Source organism: Plantactinospora solaniradicis (assembly GCF_042658085.1).
Taxonomy (GTDB): domain Bacteria; phylum Actinomycetota; class Actinomycetes; order Mycobacteriales; family Micromonosporaceae; genus Plantactinospora; species Plantactinospora solaniradicis.
Genome location: NZ_JBHSPR010000001.1, coordinates 103673 through 120102 on the forward strand (window position 1 = coordinate 103673; position 16430 = coordinate 120102).

Annotated in this window: 16 protein-coding genes; 9 read left to right on the forward strand and 7 right to left on the reverse strand. The window is 71.5% G+C overall.

Annotation, left to right across the window (positions count from 1 at the left end; all coding sequences use genetic code 11):
- The first annotated feature begins 20 nt into the window (after positions 1-20).
- The 4 genes from ACFP2T_RS00510 to ACFP2T_RS00525 are packed head-to-tail and all read left to right on the forward strand — an operon-like array spanning position 21 to position 5798.
- Positions 21-1730 carry an IucA/IucC family protein gene (locus ACFP2T_RS00510; protein WP_377416081.1) on the forward strand — a complete coding sequence of 570 codons (1710 nt, stop codon included), beginning with the start codon at positions 21-23 and terminating at the stop codon, positions 1728-1730.
- Between the two features lie 40 nt (positions 1731-1770).
- Positions 1771-3342 (forward strand): IucA/IucC family protein, encoded by a 1572-nt coding sequence (locus ACFP2T_RS00515; RefSeq protein WP_377416083.1) that lies wholly within the window; start codon positions 1771-1773, stop codon positions 3340-3342.
- A gap of 11 nt (positions 3343-3353) precedes the next feature.
- On the forward strand, positions 3354-4511 hold the full coding sequence (locus ACFP2T_RS00520) for a type III PLP-dependent enzyme domain-containing protein (protein WP_417629197.1): 1158 nt from the start codon (positions 3354-3356) through the stop codon (positions 4509-4511).
- A gap of 27 nt (positions 4512-4538) precedes the next feature.
- A complete protein-coding gene (locus ACFP2T_RS00525) occupies positions 4539-5798 on the forward strand; it encodes a bifunctional helix-turn-helix transcriptional regulator/GNAT family N-acetyltransferase (protein WP_377416085.1) in 1260 nt (419 codons plus the stop codon).
- A 30-nt stretch (positions 5799-5828) separates the two neighbouring features.
- On the opposite strand, the gene ACFP2T_RS00530 is transcribed toward ACFP2T_RS00525, so the two are convergent.
- Positions 5829-6305 (reverse strand): RrF2 family transcriptional regulator, encoded by a 477-nt coding sequence (locus ACFP2T_RS00530; protein WP_377417798.1) that lies wholly within the window; start codon positions 6303-6305, stop codon positions 5829-5831.
- A 94-nt stretch (positions 6306-6399) separates the two neighbouring features.
- Here ACFP2T_RS00530 and ACFP2T_RS00535 point away from each other — a divergent pair, with 94 nt between their 5' ends.
- On the forward strand, positions 6400-7158 hold the full coding sequence (locus tag ACFP2T_RS00535; RefSeq protein WP_377416087.1) for an SDR family oxidoreductase: 759 nt from the start codon (positions 6400-6402) through the stop codon (positions 7156-7158).
- A 50-nt stretch (positions 7159-7208) separates the two neighbouring features.
- Here ACFP2T_RS00535 and ACFP2T_RS00540 read toward each other — a convergent pair whose 3' ends face one another.
- Positions 7209-8468 (reverse strand): erythromycin esterase family protein, encoded by a 1260-nt coding sequence (locus ACFP2T_RS00540; protein ID WP_377416089.1) that lies wholly within the window; start codon positions 8466-8468, stop codon positions 7209-7211.
- A gap of 75 nt (positions 8469-8543) precedes the next feature.
- On the opposite strand from ACFP2T_RS00540, the gene ACFP2T_RS00545 reads away from it, so the two are divergent.
- Complete coding sequence (locus ACFP2T_RS00545) at positions 8544-8735, forward strand: DUF2795 domain-containing protein (protein ID WP_377416091.1); 192 nt, start codon at positions 8544-8546, stop codon at positions 8733-8735.
- A gap of 60 nt (positions 8736-8795) precedes the next feature.
- Here the strand turns inward: ACFP2T_RS00545 and ACFP2T_RS00550 are convergent, their stop codons facing one another.
- The 3 genes from ACFP2T_RS00550 to ACFP2T_RS00560 all read right to left on the reverse strand — a co-directional run bounded on the left by ACFP2T_RS00550 (position 8796) and on the right by ACFP2T_RS00560 (position 11338).
- Complete coding sequence (locus ACFP2T_RS00550; protein ID WP_377416093.1) at positions 8796-9443, reverse strand: response regulator transcription factor; 648 nt, start codon at positions 9441-9443, stop codon at positions 8796-8798.
- A gap of 150 nt (positions 9444-9593) precedes the next feature.
- The gene (locus ACFP2T_RS00555; protein WP_377416095.1) at positions 9594-10499 is read right to left on the reverse strand and encodes a Gfo/Idh/MocA family protein; all 906 of its coding nucleotides are present in this window, start codon (positions 10497-10499) and stop codon (positions 9594-9596) included.
- A gap of 119 nt (positions 10500-10618) precedes the next feature.
- Positions 10619-11338 (reverse strand): hypothetical protein, encoded by a 720-nt coding sequence (locus tag ACFP2T_RS00560; RefSeq protein WP_377416097.1) that lies wholly within the window; start codon positions 11336-11338, stop codon positions 10619-10621.
- Between the two features lie 311 nt (positions 11339-11649).
- Between ACFP2T_RS00560 and ACFP2T_RS00565 the strand changes: the two genes are divergently transcribed.
- Together ACFP2T_RS00565 and ACFP2T_RS00570 are read left to right on the forward strand one after the other, a co-directional pair.
- Positions 11650-12015 (forward strand): hypothetical protein, encoded by a 366-nt coding sequence (locus tag ACFP2T_RS00565; protein WP_377416099.1) that lies wholly within the window; start codon positions 11650-11652, stop codon positions 12013-12015.
- A 73-nt stretch (positions 12016-12088) separates the two neighbouring features.
- Positions 12089-12478 carry a hypothetical protein gene (locus tag ACFP2T_RS00570; protein ID WP_377417800.1) on the forward strand — a complete coding sequence of 130 codons (390 nt, stop codon included), beginning with the start codon at positions 12089-12091 and terminating at the stop codon, positions 12476-12478.
- Positions 12479-12507: 29 nt separating this feature from the next.
- Here the strand turns inward: ACFP2T_RS00570 and ACFP2T_RS00575 are convergent, their stop codons facing one another.
- A complete protein-coding gene (locus tag ACFP2T_RS00575) occupies positions 12508-14163 on the reverse strand; it encodes an alpha-amylase family protein (protein WP_377416101.1) in 1656 nt (551 codons plus the stop codon).
- Positions 14164-14353: 190 nt separating this feature from the next.
- Between ACFP2T_RS00575 and ACFP2T_RS00580 the strand changes: the two genes are divergently transcribed.
- Positions 14354-15016, forward strand: a complete 663-nt coding sequence (locus ACFP2T_RS00580; protein WP_377416103.1) for a DedA family protein — start codon at positions 14354-14356, stop codon at positions 15014-15016.
- A 17-nt stretch (positions 15017-15033) separates the two neighbouring features.
- Here the strand turns inward: ACFP2T_RS00580 and ACFP2T_RS00585 are convergent, their stop codons facing one another.
- Positions 15034-16425, reverse strand: coding sequence for a chitinase (locus ACFP2T_RS00585; RefSeq protein WP_377416105.1), 1392 nt, complete (start codon positions 16423-16425; stop codon positions 15034-15036).
- Positions 16426-16430 lie beyond the last annotated feature (5 nt).

The following is a 16430-nucleotide window of genomic DNA, read 5'->3' on the forward strand; positions in this document are numbered from 1 at the left end:
CGGCACCGAAGGAGCCCGGAATGAGCGGGAGCACCGACGCCGAGCGGGAGGTCTTCCAGCGGGTGCTCGACGCGCTGCTCCGCGAGGACCATCTCGGCCTGGCCAGCAACGGTCGGCCCGATGGCGACGGCTGGTGGCTGACCCGTACCGGCGCCGCCCGGCTGCGCCTGCCGGTCCGGCCCGACGGATTCCAGCACGATCTGCGCACGGCCCGGCCGGAGTTCGTGGTCGAGGACGGCACCGGACCGGGACGGCTGGTCGGCACCCTCGACGGGCTGCTGGACGTCCTCGCCCCGACCGACGACCCGGAGGCCGAGGCGGGCTGGCTCGCGTTCCGCGCCGAGTGCCGGCACGACCTCGCCGCGCGGCGGCTCGCCGCACAGACCCGCCCCCGGGTGTACGCCGAACTCCTCGCCGCGCGGCAGGGCGCCGTACCGGGCGGCCCGGCCGGTCAGCACAGCCCGACCAGTCACCACAGCCTGACCGGGATGGCGGGCGCGTTGCTCGACGACGTCCTCGCCGCCCGTACCGACCATCCGGTCTATCCGACCAGCCGGTGCCGGCACGGTCTCGGCAGCACGGACCTGCTCGGGTACGCCCCGGAGCACGCCCCCCGCTTCGCCCTGTGCTGGCTGCCGGTGCCGCGTGCCGAGGTGACCCTCTCCGGTGCCCTGCCCTCCTGGTGGCCTGCGGCCGGTACGCCGGAGACCGTGCTGCTGCCGGTGCATCCGATCACCGCCGACCGGCTGAGCCTGCCGGTACGCGCGAACGGACCCGAGATCCTCGTCCAGCCGACCCTGTCGACCCGGACGGTGTCGCTGGTGGACGACCCGTACACGCATCTGAAGCTGCCCCTGGCGACGGCGACGCTCGGCGCCCGCAACATCCGGACGATCGCTCCCGGCACCCTGGTCGACGGCGCCGAGCTGCACCGGTTGCTGGCCGGGATCGCCGCCGCCGAACCGGCGTTCGCGGGTCGGATCCTGCACGCCGACGAGAGCTGCTACGGGCATGCCGGGAACGACGTCCGGTCGTTCCTGCTCCGCCGCTATCCGAGCGAGTTGGCCGGTCACCAGGTGGTACCCGTCGCCGCCCTGGCCGCCGAGGACCCCGACGCGGGAACGGTCGCGCAACGGGTCGGCGGGCCGGACCCGGGAGCGCTGCTGGAGTCCTATCTGGACCTGCTGATCGACTGGCACGGCTATCTCTGGCTGCGGCACGGGATCGCACTGGAGGCGCACCAGCAGAACATCCACCTGGTCCTCGACCCGGTCACCACCGGGGGCGGTCTGCGGCTGCTCTACAAGGACAACGACGGTGCCAGGCTGGCCCGGCGGACCGGTCCGGAACTGTCCGACGCGCGGATGTGGATCACGGATCCGACCGAGTTGGCCGACGTCTTCACCACGATCACCCTGCACCTGGCCGCGGCGGCGCCGCTGCGCGCGCTCGCCGAGCGGGGCGTGCCGGTGCCGGCGCCGGGCACCGCGCTACGGACCCGCCTGGTCGCCACCCGGGACCGCTGGGCCGCCGGCCCGGCCGGACTGGTCGGCTGGGACGTGACCGCCGCCGCCGACCTGCTCACCGAACGCGTCCTGACGGCCGGCCGCCTGCCCATCAAGGCGATGGTCACCGCCGGCACGCTGCTACCCAAACAGCGCACCGGTTGTGCCGACATCAACAAGTACTACCTGCGCACCGGCCCCAACTACCTGCGGTCCGACCGGTGATCGCCGTCCCGGCCGGCCTCGTCGTCCCAAGGAGCAGTCGATGACCGCCGCACTGTCCCGATCCGCGGCCGACGTCGCCAGCACACACACGTTGCTCGGCTGCGTCGCCCGGGAGGTCGCCGGCCCGGAACGGCAGACCAACCTCGCCGACGGGCACGCCCTGGTACGGCTGCCCCGCAGCGCCGTACTGCTGCGCTGTGCGGTGGGCCGGGTGTCGGAGGTGGGGGCGCACCGCTACGAGGGACCGGTGCAGCGGCTCTTCGGCGGGACGTGGTCGCCGGTCGACGCGGCCGGGCTCGCGGCGCTCGTCGCCGACGAACTGACCCTGCGTACCGGAGTGCCGAACGAGGAGTTCACCGGGCAGGTGGTGGCCAGCCGGGATGCGCTGGACCGGGTGCTCCGGCTGCGTCCGACCGCCGACCCGGACCCGACCGGGGACGTGGTGATCGACTCCTATGTGGACTCGGAGCAGTCCCTCGTCCGCGGGCACCCCCGGCATCCGGCACCGAAGTGGCGGACCGGGGACGTCGAGGCGTGGAACACGTACGCGCCCGAACTGCGCACCAGCGTACGGCTGCGCTGGATCGCCGTACCCCGGTCGCTGCTCGCCTCCGACGGGCCGTTCGACGAGCTGATCGGCGTACTCGATCCACCGGCGGCACCGGCCGGGTACGCCGTACTGCCGGTGCACCCGTGGCAGTACGAGCTGTCCGGACCGCTCGACCCGCGCCTGCGCGACCTCGGCGTCACCGGCGCCACCCTGCGCCCGACGGCGAGCGTACGCACCCTCTACGCGCCCCGTGCCGACCTGTTCGTGAAGACGAGCCTGCACGTACGGATCACCAACTGCCTGCGCAAGAACGCCCGGTACGAACTCACCGGAGCGGTGGCGCTCACCCGACTGCTCGCCGAACTTCCCCTGCCGGCCGGCGTGGTGCTGCTGCCCGAACCCGCGTACCGGACGGTCGACCTGCCGGTGCTGGACGAGACGTTCGGGGTGATCCTCCGGGGTGGCCTGCGCCCGCACCTGGCCGACGGCGAGACGCCGCTGATCGCCGCCGCCCTGGCCGCCGGGCCGCTGACCGTGGCCGATCCGGTCGGTTGGTGGAACGCCTACACCCGGCTGCTGGTCCCGGCCGTGCTCGAACTCTGGTGGACGCACGGCGTGGTGCACGAGGCGCACCTGCAGAACGTCGTCGCGGTGCTGAACGCCGACCGTTGGCCGGTCAGGATGCTGCTGCGCGACCTGGAGGGCGTCAAGCTCGACCTCGATCGCCGGGCCGACTGGCTCGCCGGGCTGCCGGCGGCGATCGGCTACGACCCCGAGCAGGCGTTCAACCGGGTCAGCTACTGCCTCTTCGTCAACCATCTCGTCGAGTTGGCCGGTGCCCTGGCCGACGCCCATCCCGGGGTCGAGGCGAAGCTGTGGGCGACGCTGCGCGAGGTGGTCGTGGAGACGTCCGCCCGGCTCGGTGACCCGCCCCGGCTCCGCGCCCTGCTCGCCGGCGTGCCGCTGCCGGTCAAGGCCAACCTGCTGGTGCGCTGGCGCCGGGCCGCCGACCGGGACGCCGGTTACCTGCCGTTCCCCAACCCGATCGGAGACCGCTGGTGAACCCTGGTCTGGTGAGTCCGGTCTATCTGTACGACCTGGCCGGGTTGGCCGGGGCGGCGGCGGCGATCCGGGCCGCGCTGCCGGCCGGTGTCGAGTTGCTGTACGCGATGAAGGCGAACCCCGACCCCGGCATTCTGCGTACCCTGGCGCCGTACGTGCACGGGTTCGAGGCGGCCAGCGGCGGGGAGTTACGCCATCTGGCCGAGGTCCTGCCGGGCACCGCACCGGCTGCGCTCGGTGGACCGGGCAAGACCGACCCGGAGTTGGCCGCCGGGCTCGCCGCCGGGGTACGCCGGTTCCACGTCGAGTCGCCGACCGAGCTGTGTCGGCTCGGCCTGCTCGCGCAGGCCCGGGGCGTCGTCGCCGACGTGCTGCTCCGGGTCAACCTGCCGGTGCCGGTCGACGGTGCCGTCCTGGTGATGGGCGGTCGGGCGACACCGTTCGGGATGTCGCCCGAGCAGGCCCGGGAGTGTGCCCGGCTCGACCTGCCCGGGGTACGGGTCCGTGGCGTGCACGCGCATCTGGGCAGCGGACTGTCGGCACCGGCCGCGGCCGGGGTGGCCCGCGCGGTCGTCGACTGGGCGGTGGCCGAACTCGACGCCCACGAGGTGAACGTCGGCGGTGGAATGGCGGTGGACTACACCGATCCGGAGACCCGTTTCGACTGGGTCGGCTACGGCGCGGCCCTCGACGAGTTGCTGTCCGCGTACCCCGACCGGACGCTGCGGATCGAGCCGGGTCGGGCGATGACCGTCTACTGCGGTCACTACCTGACCGAGGTGCTGGACGTGAAGGAGGCCGGCGGCGAGTGGTTCGTGGTGGTGGCCGGCGGTACCCACCATCTCCGTACCCCGGCGGCGAAGCAGCACTCGCAGCCGTTCACCGTGCTGCCCCGCCCGGACTGGGCGTACCCGTTCGCCCGGCCGGTCACCGGCTCCGGACCGGTGACGATCGTCGGGCAGCTCTGCACCCCGAAGGACGTGCTGGCCCGGGTCTCGTCCGCCGACCTGATCGGTGGACCGGGCCGGATCGCGGTCGGGGACACGATCGCGTTCGGGATGGCCGGGGCGTACGCCTGGAACATCAGCCACCGCGACTTCCTGATGCACGACCCGCCGGAGTTCCGGACCGGCCGGTTGACCGATCCGTCGACCGACCTCTACCGCTGACGCAATATCTCTGACTATAGTCAGCGAATGGCAGCCCTGATCGAACAGGCCGAACTGGTCCGCGACTTCAACCGCTACTACTCCCGCCGGATCGGGCTGCTCACCGACCGCTACCTCGGGCAGGCGCGGCCACTCAGCGAGGCCCGGCTGCTCTTTGAGATCGGCACCGGCGCGTCAGTACGCGACCTGCGGACCCGACTCGACTGGGACTCCGGCTACCTGAGCAGGTCGCTGCGCTCACTCGAAGCCCAGGGCCTGGTGCGGCTGCGTCCCTCCGAGACCGACGGTCGGGTCCGGATCGCCGGACTGACCGAGGCCGGCAACGCCGAACTAGCCGAACTCGACCGGCGGTCCAGCGCCGCCGCCAGCGACCTGCTGGCGCCGCTCAGTTCCGCCCAACGGGACCGGTTGATCGCGGCACAGCAGCAGACCCGCCGACTGCTCCGGCTGGCCACCGTCACCGTCGAGGTGGTCGATCCCGATTCGGCCGCCGCCCGGCACTGTCTTTCCGAGTACGCCGCCGAACTGTCGACCCGGTTCCCCGAGGGGTACGACAGCTCGGCGCTGGTGAGCGGCGCCGAGGTCAGCGGCGACGTCGGCGCCTTCGTGGTGGCGTACGAACAGGGCCGTCCGGTCGGCTGCGGCGGGGTGCGGACGTACGCGCCCGGCGTCGCGGAACTCTGCCACCTGTGGGTGCACGCCGACGCGCGCGGACTGGGGCTCGGCCGCCGACTGCTCGGCGACCTGGAACAGCAGGCGGTGGCCCGTGGGCTGCACAGCGTACGGCTGGGTACGCACCGCGTCCTCGCCGAGGCGGCGACGCTCTACCGCTCGGCCGGTTACCGGGAGATCCCCCGGTACGGCGACAGCCCGTACAACCAGCTCTGCTTCGCGCGCCTGCTGTCCGGGGCGGACCGGTCGGGCGTACCCGATGACCGGCCGCCCGCGCTCGACGGGCGCCGGTTCCGCGCGGTCGGCGAGGTCGACGGGGGCGAGGTGGACGCCGCGACCCGGTTCGACTACCGGGAACGCGACGGGGAGATCTCGGCGACGTACGCCGGGGGCACCATCCGGACCGGGTACCTGGTCGGCACCCGGGACGGGAACCGGCTGGACTTCCGCTACGTCCAGCTCAACCGTGCGGGCGAGACCTCCAGCGGACACTGCGTCAGCACGATCTCCGTACTTCCCGACGGCCGGCTACGACTCGACGAAACCTGGTCATGGGAGTCCCGTCACGGCTCCGGCACCAGCGTGGTCGAGGAGATCGCGCCCAGCGGGCGATAGTCGTTCTGACCGCCGACAGTGGCGTCGGGCTCAGCCCGCGGGGGTGTTCAGCCAGTTCCGGATCACGTCGAACGCCTCGGGGCCGCTGTCGGCGGTGACGTTGCGGGCCAGGTCGGCGATGGTCACGGCCCGCAGCGCGGCCCGCCAGGCGCTGTCGGCCGCACCCATGGCGCGGGCGATCGGGCAGGGTGTGGCGCAGGCCTCAGCCGGCGTGGCCAGCGGCCCGCGCTGACGGATCTCGGTACAGACGAATGCCGGCGCAGCGCCGTCGACCGCCTCGACGATGTCGAGGATGGTGAGCTCTTCGGCGGGGCGAGTGAGGACATATCCGCCTGATTTGCCCTGGACGGATCGGACGAACCCGGCGCGTGACAGCTCCTGTAGCTGCTTGGCTAGATAGGTCCCCGACACGTCGTGCAGCTCGGCCAGGCGTGCGGCGGACACCGGCCGCCTCGCGGCGGTCAGCACCACGCAGCAGTGCAGCGCCCACTCGACCCCGGCAGACATCTTCACCAGCACACCCTACTTGACTCGGACAGGAAACATCCGAGTAGTATCTCGGATAAGAAACGTCCGAGTTTCACAACCGACAGGGATCAACATGAAGATCGTGGTTATCGGCGGTACCGGGCTGATCGGCTCGGTCCTCGTGGCCAAGCTCCGCGAGAGCGGCCACGACGTGACCGCCGCCTCGCCCTCCAGCGGAGTCAACACCCTCACGGGTGCCGGGCTGACCGAAGCGCTACCGGGCGCCGACGTCGTCGTCGACGTGGCAAACTCACCATCGTTCGAGGACACGGCGGTCATGGAGTTCTTCCAGACATCCGGGCGAAACCTGCTGGCCGCCGAGGCAGCCGCCGGGGTGGGCCACCACGTCGCCCTGTCGGTCGTCGGCGCCGACCAGATCCCCGACAGCGGATACATGCGGGCCAAGGCCGCCCAGGAGGCACTGATCAAGAGCGCGACGACGCCGTACACGATCGTGCGCGCACCGCAGTTCTTCGAGTTCGTGGGCAGCATCGCCGAGGGCGCCGCCGACGGCGACACGGTCCGGCTGCCACCGGCGCCCATGCAGCCCATCGCCGCCGCCGACGTTTCCGCCGCGCTGGCCGAGATCGCCGTCGACAAGCCGGCGAACGGGACCGTCGAGCTGGCCGGGCCGGAGAAGATCCGCCAGGATGACTTCGTACGGCAGTTCCTGGCCGCCAAGCAGGACACCCGCCAGGTGGTCACCGACCCCGCCGCGCGGTACTTCGGCGCCGACGTCAACGACGGGTCCCTCGTCCCCACCGGCCCGGCGCGGGTCGGTGCCACCCACTTCGCCGACTGGCTCGCCACCAACCGGGCCAAGAACGCCTGAACAGCACACCGGCACGCGGCCGGGCAAGCGCGGGCCGACAGGGGCCACAATCACACCCCGGCGGGGTACGTCTCCATCTCACCGGGGGTGCTGGGGGTGGCCGGCAGCGGGTGCAGTGCGGTGGTGTGGTCGCACCAGATGAACGCGTCGTACCGGTCGCCGAGCAGGGTCGGGACGTAGTTGCCCCACGCCTCGAACGACGGGTCGTAGACCACCCCGATCGCCCGGTGGTCGGCCTCCTCGGTCAGCCAGTCCGGTCGATCACCCTCGGACAGGATCACCAGTGCCCGCTCGGGCAGCAGGGTGTGCAGCCGCTCCTCCAGCGATCCCACCCGGCCCGGTGGCACCGTCATCACCTCGGACGGCGCTCCCCAGCGGGACGCGGCGACGACCGTGCCCTGGTAGCTGCCGAAGCCGACCAGGACGACGTTCTCGGCGCCGTGCCGCTGCCGGGCCAGTTGGCCAATGTTGATCATGCCGTCCCGGTTCATCTCGGTGGCCCGGGCGTCGCCGATGTGCGTGTTGTGCGCCCAGACCACCGCCTTCGCGTCCGGGCCGTACCGCTCCAGCAGCCGGTCCAGGGTGTCGGCCATGTGCGTGTCCCGGACGTTCCAGGACTGCGGGCCACCGCCCACCATCGCCCGGTAGTACTTCTCCGCCCCGACGACGACTTCCGCGTTCTGCCAGGTGGAGAAGCTGTCCGGCCCGTCGTGCACGGCCCGTTCCCGGGTACGCGTCAACAGCCGAACCACCTCGTCCTCGCACCGGGCCGAGACGAACCGACTCGCCAGGCCGTACTCCTCGACCCGGGTGCCGTACGGCTCGAAGCACTGGTACGCCTCCTGAGCCAGCTCTAGCGACACCGGATCCTCCTCGCCCAGGTAGTCGAGGATGGCCTGCATCGACTCCCAGAGGCTGTAGACGTCTAGCCCGTGGAATCCGGCCCGACCCGACTCCGGTTGGTCCAGATTCCAGGCCCGGAGCCACCGGCAGAACCGGGCCACCTCGGTGTTCGCCCACATCCAGGTCGGCCACCGCTCGAAGCGTTCGAGCGCGGTCTGCGGATCGGCATCGCCGCCCGGCGCGCCGATCACCGACCGGTGCACCACCTCGCAGTCGGGCCAGTCCCCCTCGACCGCGACGAAGGAGTACCCGCATTCCGTGATCAACCGGCGGGTCAGTTGCTCCCGCAGCCGGTAGTAGTCATAGGTCCCGTGGCTCGCCTCGCCCAGCATCACCACCCGGGCCGATCGGGCCTGCTCCAGCAGCGGGTCGAAGTCGCCCGGGCCCCCGAGCCGGTGAACCTGCATGCCGGCGCCTACCCGGCCCGGCGGCCGGACAAACCCCACGGTGTGGCCGGGGCCGGATCGGGTACCTCCACGGGTATGAGATCGAACGCGATGCAGTTACAGGAGTCGCTCGCCGGGCTGGACTACCCGGTGTCGAAGGAGGATCTGGTCCGCTGGGCCCAGGAGAACGGGGTCGGTACCGAGACCCTGCAACTGCTGCGCTCGCTGCCGGTCGAGCAGTTCCAGACCCCCGCCGAGATCGGCGACGCGATCATCGAGCTCTCCTGAGCTCCGAGGTGTTAGGAAGGGACCCTTCTTCTACAGAAAACGATAAGAAGGGGCCCTTCCTTACATGCCGTTGAGGTAGGCGAGGACGGCGAGGACGCGGCGGTTGTCGTCGTCGGACTGCGCCAGGTCGAGCTTGCCGAAGATGCTCGCGGTGTGTTTGCCGACCGCGCTCTCGGAGAGGAAGAGGCGTTGGCCGATGGCGCTGTTGGAGCGGCCTTCGGCCATGAGTTCCAGCACCTCGCGTTCGCGGGGGGTCAGGCGGGTCATGGGGGCGTCGCGGCTGCTCCGGGCGAGCAGCTTGGCGATCACGTCCGGGTCCATCGCCATTCCGCCGCCGGCCACCCGGCGAACCGCGTCGATGAACTGCTCCGCGTTGAAGACCCGATCCTTGAGCAGGTAGCCGACCCCGCCGGCCCCGTCGGCCAGCAGTTCCCGGGCGTAGAGCTGTTCGACGTGCTGGGAAAGCACCAGCACCGGCAGTCCGGGCACCTCCCGACGGGCCGCGAGCGCCGCCTGCAGGCCCTCGTCGGTCTGGGTCGGCGGCAGCCGTACGTCGACCACGGCCACCTCGGGGCGCAGTCCGAGCAACGCCTCCAGCAGCTCCGGACCGGTCTCCACCGCCGCCACCACCTCGAACCCGTGTGCGGTCAGCATCCGGGACAGCCCGTCCCTCAGGAGATAGAGGTCCTCGGCGAGGACGACACGCACGGCACCTCCAGAGTCACCGCCGTCGGGCCGCCCGGTGGACCGCTCATCTCGACGACGCCGTCGAATGTACCGAGCCGCCGTTCGAGCCCGCGCGGTCCACTCCCCCGGGCCGGTTCCGCACCGCGCCGCCCGTCGTCGCCGAGGGCGGGGTCAGCCGGGGAGCGTGACCGTGCGGCCCTGCTCGCGGGCGGTCTGCGCGGCGGCGAGCACCGCCACGACGTCGCGGCCGAAGCGTACGTCGACCAACCGGTCGCGGATTCCCGAGTCGACCTCGGCGACCAGTTGGTCCACGGCCAGCCGGAACGCGTCCACCGCGGTGCCGTCGCCGCGCGGAACGGCGTCGATGCCGCTGGATCCGTGGAAGGCGAACTCGAAGGTGGTCGACGCGGGCGGGGCGTCCAGAGCCAGCGACAGCGTGCTCGCCGCCGTCTTCCCGTGCGCCAGCATCAGGTGGACGCTGTCGCCGGGGCCACCCAGCGCGGCGACCTGGGTCACCGCGCCGAGCACGGGCAGGATCAGCGAGAGCGCGTGCGGGCCCACGTCCCACAGGCCACCATGGGTGCGGCGCCACGGCGACCGGCCGTACGGGTTCCCCGGCTGGAAGATCGACGAGTACATCACGCCCCGGGCGCCGTGCCAGCCACCGGTCGCCGCGGCGGCGGCCAGGAACCCGGCGACGTTCGGATGGAACCGGTTGGTGAAGAAGACCACCGAGGCGACGCCGGTCCGTTCGACGGCGGCCACCACCCGGTCCGCCTCGGGCAGGCTCAACGCGATCGGCTTGTCCAGCAACAGGTGCCGGCCGGCGTTCGCGGCGCGCACGGCCAGCTCCGCCTGTACGTCCGGCGGCAGCGCGACCGCCACCGCGTCCACGGCCTCGATCAGCGCGTCGACGTCGTCGAAGGCCGGTACGTCGTACCGCTGCGCCAGCGCGCGGGCCTTGACCGGATCGCGGCCCCAGACACCGGCGAGTCGAGCCCCGGGATGCCCGGCGAGGGCGGCGGCGTGCACCTCGGCCGCCCAGTGACCGGTGCCGAACAGTCCGAACGTGAGCAAGGCGAGGCCCCTTATTGTTCCGCTTTGACCAGGGAGTTCTTCCTAACACATCAACTCCCGGCCAACTCGGTCGACCTGTCCCGCCCGCCTTCCGGCCAGCCGGCCCGGCCGTCCTCCGCCTAGCGGGCTCGCCTTCGGCGGCGGGGCCGGCGACGCCGGGTGAACCGCTGTGCCGTCAGGTACGCCTCCCGCGCCTCGGCGGCGGAGGCGGACGCCTCGGCCAGCAACTCCTCGGCGGCCGCCTCGGCCGCCCGGGCCTCCTGATCGGCGCGCCGGGCCAGGGCCGCGGCCTGGTCGTACGCCCGCCGCGCCATCGTCAGGCGCATCCCGTCGCGTTCGAGGACCCGTTCCCGGTCCTCCTGCGCCGGATCCCAGTCCCCGGCCCGCCGGAACACCTCGCGGAGTTCCTGTAGCGAGATGTCACCTCGCCGATAGGCGGCCAGGGCGGCCCGGGACACCTCCCGATCCCGTTCCGAGCCGGGCACCGGTTCGGGCGTCGGGGCCCTGGCCGCCGTCTCCCGCCCGGCGAGCGCCGACTGCCAGGCCCGCTGATAGTCCCGCTCCGCCGTCTCCTGCGCCGCCCATGCCTCGTCGCGGGCCTGCTCTGCCGCCGCCAGCATCGTCCTCGCCTGGGTCGCGATCGCGGCGGCGCGGCCGGCCTCGGTCTGGGTCGCCAGTGCGTGCGCCTCGAGTTGCTCGGCCGCGGCCCGCAGCCGGACCGGATCGGGGCGCGGGGTCCGGGGTCGGTCCGTCATCACGGCGAGTACGACGAGCGCCAGGAACACCACGCCGCCGCCGATCAGCAACGCGGAGACCGCCGTGACCCCCGTCGCGTCCACGCCTTCGACTCCCCGGAGTAGGCGTCGGTGCAAGTCCGGTCAATCATAGAAGAAGGCTGATGATCCAACCAGGATGGGGCATCAAGCAAGATCGCCCGAGGTCGGTCCCGCCGCTCCCACCGCGCCCGGCGCCGCGGCCAGGAGTGGCGGCAGCGGAGCTGACTACGCCGGTCAGGGGTGGCGGGCGCGGAGCTACCACGCCGGTCAGGGGGTGGCGGGAGCGGCAGCTACTACACCGATTAGTAGACTGCGCCGGTGAGCCAGCCACGGATCGCCGTGCCGACCACCGGGCCGACCCGGCGGGTCGACCGGTGAACGACTACCTCGTCACGCTGACGATCGTGCTGTCGCTCGTACTGGCGGTGTGGAGCCTGGTCACCACGATGCGCAACCGGCCACCGGACCGGTCCCATCTCGCCGGCCTGGCCGTGCTGGAGCTGGCCCTGCTGGCGCTCGCCGTCACGGCGATCGCCACCTGGATCGGGGGCGAGCAGCCCGCCGAGGCCGGAACGTTCGCCGGCTACCTCGTCACGCTGATCTGCCTGCCGCCGCTGGCCGGGGTGCTGGCCCGGATGGAGCCGACCCGCTGGGGATCGGTGATCGTCACCGTCGTCTGTCTGGTGGTTCCCGTAGTCGTCATCCGCCTGCAACAGACCTGGCAGATCCCCGGTGCCTGACCCGATCCCGCCGCCGAGTCCTCCGCCGCACAACCCGGTCCCGCCGGTCCCGCCGCCGCCGGGTGGGCGCCGGGTGAACAGCGGGCCGGGGCGGGTGCTGGTCGCGGTCTACATCCTCTTCGCGATCGCCGCCACCTCCCGGGCTGGCCTACAGATCGCCACGAAGTTCGACGAGGCTCCGGTGGCGTACCTGCTCTCCGCGTTCGCCGCGGTGATCTACATCGTGGCGACCGTGGGCCTGGCCCGGGGCGACCGGATCGGGCGCCGGACCGCGATCGTCTGCTGCACCGTCGAGCTGGTCGGCGTACTGACGGTGGGCGCGCTGAGCCTGCTCGACCCGGCACTCTTCCCCGACGACACGGTGTGGTCGGACTTCGGCGGCGGCTACGGCTACATCCCGCTGGTGCTGCCGGTGCTCGGCCTGCTCTGGCTACGCCGTACCCGGTCCGCCGCCACCGGCTAGCCGCGCGGACGACCGGGCCCCGCACCCGCTCACTCGACCGCGTCGCTGCGGCGCAACCGGATCCAGCGGTAGCCGTACCCGGCCAGGTGCAGCGCGTCGAGCTTGCCGACCGGGTCGTACTCACGATCGGCGAGCACGTCGCCGGGCAGGTCCGCCTCCGGTGACAACGAACCCAGGTCGACGATGGCCGGCTTGGTACCGAGGTTGTGCAGGAAGAGCATCGAACCGGTCGGGCCGTCGGCGCGGTGCGCGAGCACGCCCGGCGGCAGTTCCTGGTCGACGTGCGTACAAGTGCCGGAGCCGACCTCCGGTGACTCACGCAGGGTCCGGGTCATCCGCTCGAACCACGCCAGCAGGGACGTCGGATCGTGCCGCTGCCTGGTGACGTTGACCCGTTCGAAGCCGTACTCGCCGGTGTCGAGCACCGGACGGATCAGCTTCTCGGCCTCCGCGCTGGAGAAGCCGGCGTTGGGCTTCCCGGACCACTGCATCGGGGTACGGATCGCCTCCCGGCCCGGCAACGCCAGGTCCTCGCCCATCCCGATCTCCTCGCCGTACCGCAGCACCGGCGTTCCGCGCAGCGAGAACTGCAACGCGTACGCCAGTTCGATGCGGCGGCGGTCGTTGCCGAGCATCGGAGCCAACCGTCGGCGGATGCCCCGGTCGTAGATCCGCATGTTCTCGTCCGGGCCGAACTGCTCGTACACCTCGGCGCGCTGCTCGGCGGTGAGCCGGGACAGGTCGATCTCGTCGTGGTTGCGCAGGAAGGTCGCCCACTGCGCACCGGCGGGCAACGCCGGGGTGTCCCGCAACGCGTCGATGATCGGCTCCGGGTCCCGACGGGCCAGCGCGAGCATCAGCCGGCCGTTGAGCATGAAGTCGAAGAGCATGTGCAGCCGGTTGGCGGAGCCGCCCGAGTCGCCGAAGTAGTCGACGAGCTCGGCCGCTTGCACGTTCGCCTCGGCCAGCAGCAGCGCGTCCGCCCGCCGCCACTGCACGTGTTGGCGCAGTTCGGTCAGGAACTCGAAGTCCTTGGGCGAGTTCGGATTGCCGGGCTCGGTCTGCTCGATGATGAACGGCGCCGCGTCGATCCGGAACCCGGCGACGCCGAGCTGGAGCCAGAACGACATGATCTTCTTGATCTCGGCCCGTACCGCCGGGTTGCCGAAGTTGAGGTCCGGCTGGAACCGGTAGAAGCGGTGGTAGAACCACGCCTTCGCCGTCCGGTCGTAGCTCCAGGTCTCGTCCTGCTCGCCCGGGAAGACCATGCCCTGACACCGGTCCGGCGGCTCCTTCTCCGACCATACGTACCAGTCCCGGTACGGCGAGTCGGGCGAGGACCGGGCCGAGACGAACCACGGGTGCTCGTCGGAGGTGTGGTTCACCACCAGGTCGATGATCACCCGGATGCCCCGGTTGGCGGCCTGGTGCAGCAGCTCCGCGAAGTCGCCGAGGGTGCCGAACCGGGGGTCGATGCCGTAGAAGTCGGTGGCGTCGTAGCCGTCGTCGCGGGCCGGCGACGGATGGATCGGGTGCAGCCACAGGCAGGTCACCCCGAGCCGGGCCAGGTAGTCGAGCCGCCCGATCAGACCGTTGATGTCACCGATCCCGTCGCCGTCCGAGTCGGCGTACGTATCGATGTCGAGACAGTAGACGACCGCCTCGGCATACCACCTGTCCGTCATGCCGAAAGGCTTTCTCCGATCGGCATGACCGGCAAACCGCCCTCGCGTATCGAGGTACCTCTGGCTGCCGCCGGAAGGTGTAGGGCCGGTGATCTCCGGGTACGGAGTTCTCTTCCCGCCGACCGCCTCCCGCCGACCGACGAACGGGCCGGCAGACAAGCTGACAAACGACCCGAGGAGTGATTGCGGCGTGAGCCTCGCGCAGGACGTCGACCCGACCCAACTCGGCGGACTGACCGGCTGGATAGCCGGCGTGATCGACGCCATGGGCGTCCCCGGAGTGGGCCTGCTCGTCGCGTTGGAGAACCTCATTCCGCCGGTGCCGAGCGAGATCGTGCTGGCCATGGCCGGTTATCTGGCCGGCGAGGGGCGGATGAACGTGTTCCTCGTGGTGCTGTCGGCCACCGCTGGTTCCGTGCTCGGCGCGCTCGCGCTCTACTGGCTCGGTGCCGCCCTGGGCGAGGACCGGTTGAAACGCTGGCTCGACCGGCTTCCCCTGGTGGACACCGACGACCTGGAGCGCGCCGACCGCTGGTTCGAGCGGTACGGATCCTGGGCGGTGCTCTTCGGCCGGATGATCCCGGTGGTCCGGAGCCTGGTCTCCGTACCGGCCGGGGCCGATCGCATGCCGTTGGGCCGGTTCCTGGCGCTCACCACCCTGGGCAGCGGCCTCTGGAACGCCATTTTCGTGGGGCTCGGCTATGCGCTCGGTTCCCGGTGGCAGCAGATCGACCGGTACGCCAGCTTCTTCGACTACGGGCTGCTGGCCATCTTCGTAGGGATGATCGCCGTCTGGGTGGTCAAGAAGCGGCGCAAGCGCCTGCGTCGGCGCCAGGCCGCCAGCGTGCGCTGACGGCCCGACACCGAGGCTCAGGGCAGGGTGTTCAGGTGCGGCCGGACGGTACGGGCGAAGCCGTTGCCGTTCGCCACGTCCCAGTTGATCGACCAGGTCATCGCGCCCCGGATTCCCGGGTAGGTCCTCGGCGGGCGGAAGCTGCCGCAGTTCGTACCCCGGGCCAGGCAGTCGAGCGCCTGGTTGACCATGCTCGGGGCGACGATGCCTCCACCGGCCGCGCCCGGTCCGGCGGGCAGGCCCAGGGCCACCTGGTCGGGACGGAGTCCGGCCTCGAGTTGCAGGCAGGCCAGCGCGGTCATGAAGTTCACCGTGCCCTGGCCGTACGCAAAGGACTGGTCGCAGCCGAGCATCGAGCCGGAGTTGTAGAACTGGGTGTGTACGACGGTGAGGATGTCCCTGATGTCCAGCGCCAGCTTGAAGTACGACACCGAGGGCGACTGCATGTCGATGGTCTGTGGCGCCATCGTGATGATCAGACCGGAGCCCACCCGACTGCGCAGCGACCTCAGCGCCTGCCCCATGTACGTCGGGTTGAGCCCGTTCTCCAGGTCGATGTCGACGCCGTCGAAGCCGTACTGCTGGATCAGGGCGTACACGCTGTTGCTGAAGTTGGTCGCGGACCCGGCGTCGCTCACGGCAACCCGCCCGGTCTCCCCGCCGACCGAGAGGATGACCTTCTTGCCCCGCGCCTTGACGGTCCGTACGTCGGCGCTGAAGTCGGCGTCGGTGTAGCCGCCGAGCGAGGCCGACAGTCCGGGGTCGACGCCGAAGCTGACCGCGCCGGGGGTGCCGGTGGCCTCGGCGAAGGCGACGGCGATCAGGTCGTACTCGGCGGGCACGTCACGGAGTCGCAGTTCGACCGCTGGATTGTCGAAGTTGTGCCAGTAGCCGGTGAGGAAGTGCCGGGGCAGTCCCGAGGTCGGCGGGGCGGTCGTCGGCGGCGTGGTGGTCGGCGGGGGCGTGGTGGGCGGCCGGGTGGTCGGCGGGGCGGTGGTCGGCGGGGTGCCGCCGCCGCAGGACGCCCCGTTGAGCGTGCAGTTGGCCGGGCTGCCGGAGCCGGCACCGAGGAAGCCGAACGACACGGAGGCACCGGGCGCGATGGTGCCGTTCCAGGACCGGTTGGTGAAGGTGTGGCGCTGCCCGGAGGAGGTCAGCAGCGCGTCCCAGTAACTGCCGAGCGTCGTACCGGCCGGCAGGTCGAACGCCACCGACCAACCGTTGATCGTGCTGGCGCCACCGTTGGTGATGGTGTACTTCCCCTCCCAACCGCTGCCCCAGTCGGAGGTCTTCACGAAGGTGGCGGTCGCCCCCGCGGCATACGCCGGCATCACCCCCCACACGGCGGCAATGCTCGCCACCACCGCACCCACCACAACGGACAGCACAACGCTTCCACGACGTCTCATGTGGT

What these genes read in the sequence shown, in the direction of transcription:
- ACFP2T_RS00530 (WP_377417798.1), bottom strand. Translation starts at nt 6,305, where the DNA reads ATGTCTGCCGGGGTCGAGTGGGCGCTGCACTGCTGCGTGGTGCTGACC.
- ACFP2T_RS00535 (WP_377416087.1), top strand. Translation starts at nt 6,400, where the DNA reads ATGAAGATCGTGGTTATCGGCGGTACCGGGCTGATCGGCTCGGTCCTC.
- ACFP2T_RS00510 (WP_377416081.1), top strand. Translation starts at nt 21, where the DNA reads ATGAGCGGGAGCACCGACGCCGAGCGGGAGGTCTTCCAGCGGGTGCTC.
- ACFP2T_RS00585 (WP_377416105.1), bottom strand. Translation starts at nt 16,425, where the DNA reads ATGAGACGTCGTGGAAGCGTTGTGCTGTCCGTTGTGGTGGGTGCGGTG.
- ACFP2T_RS00540 (WP_377416089.1), bottom strand. Translation starts at nt 8,468, where the DNA reads ATGCAGGTTCACCGGCTCGGGGGCCCGGGCGACTTCGACCCGCTGCTG.
- ACFP2T_RS00545 (WP_377416091.1), top strand. Translation starts at nt 8,544, where the DNA reads ATGAGATCGAACGCGATGCAGTTACAGGAGTCGCTCGCCGGGCTGGAC.
- ACFP2T_RS00575 (WP_377416101.1), bottom strand. Translation starts at nt 14,163, where the DNA reads ATGACGGACAGGTGGTATGCCGAGGCGGTCGTCTACTGTCTCGACATC.
- ACFP2T_RS00515 (WP_377416083.1), top strand. Translation starts at nt 1,771, where the DNA reads ATGACCGCCGCACTGTCCCGATCCGCGGCCGACGTCGCCAGCACACAC.
- ACFP2T_RS00525 (WP_377416085.1), top strand. Translation starts at nt 4,539, where the DNA reads ATGGCAGCCCTGATCGAACAGGCCGAACTGGTCCGCGACTTCAACCGC.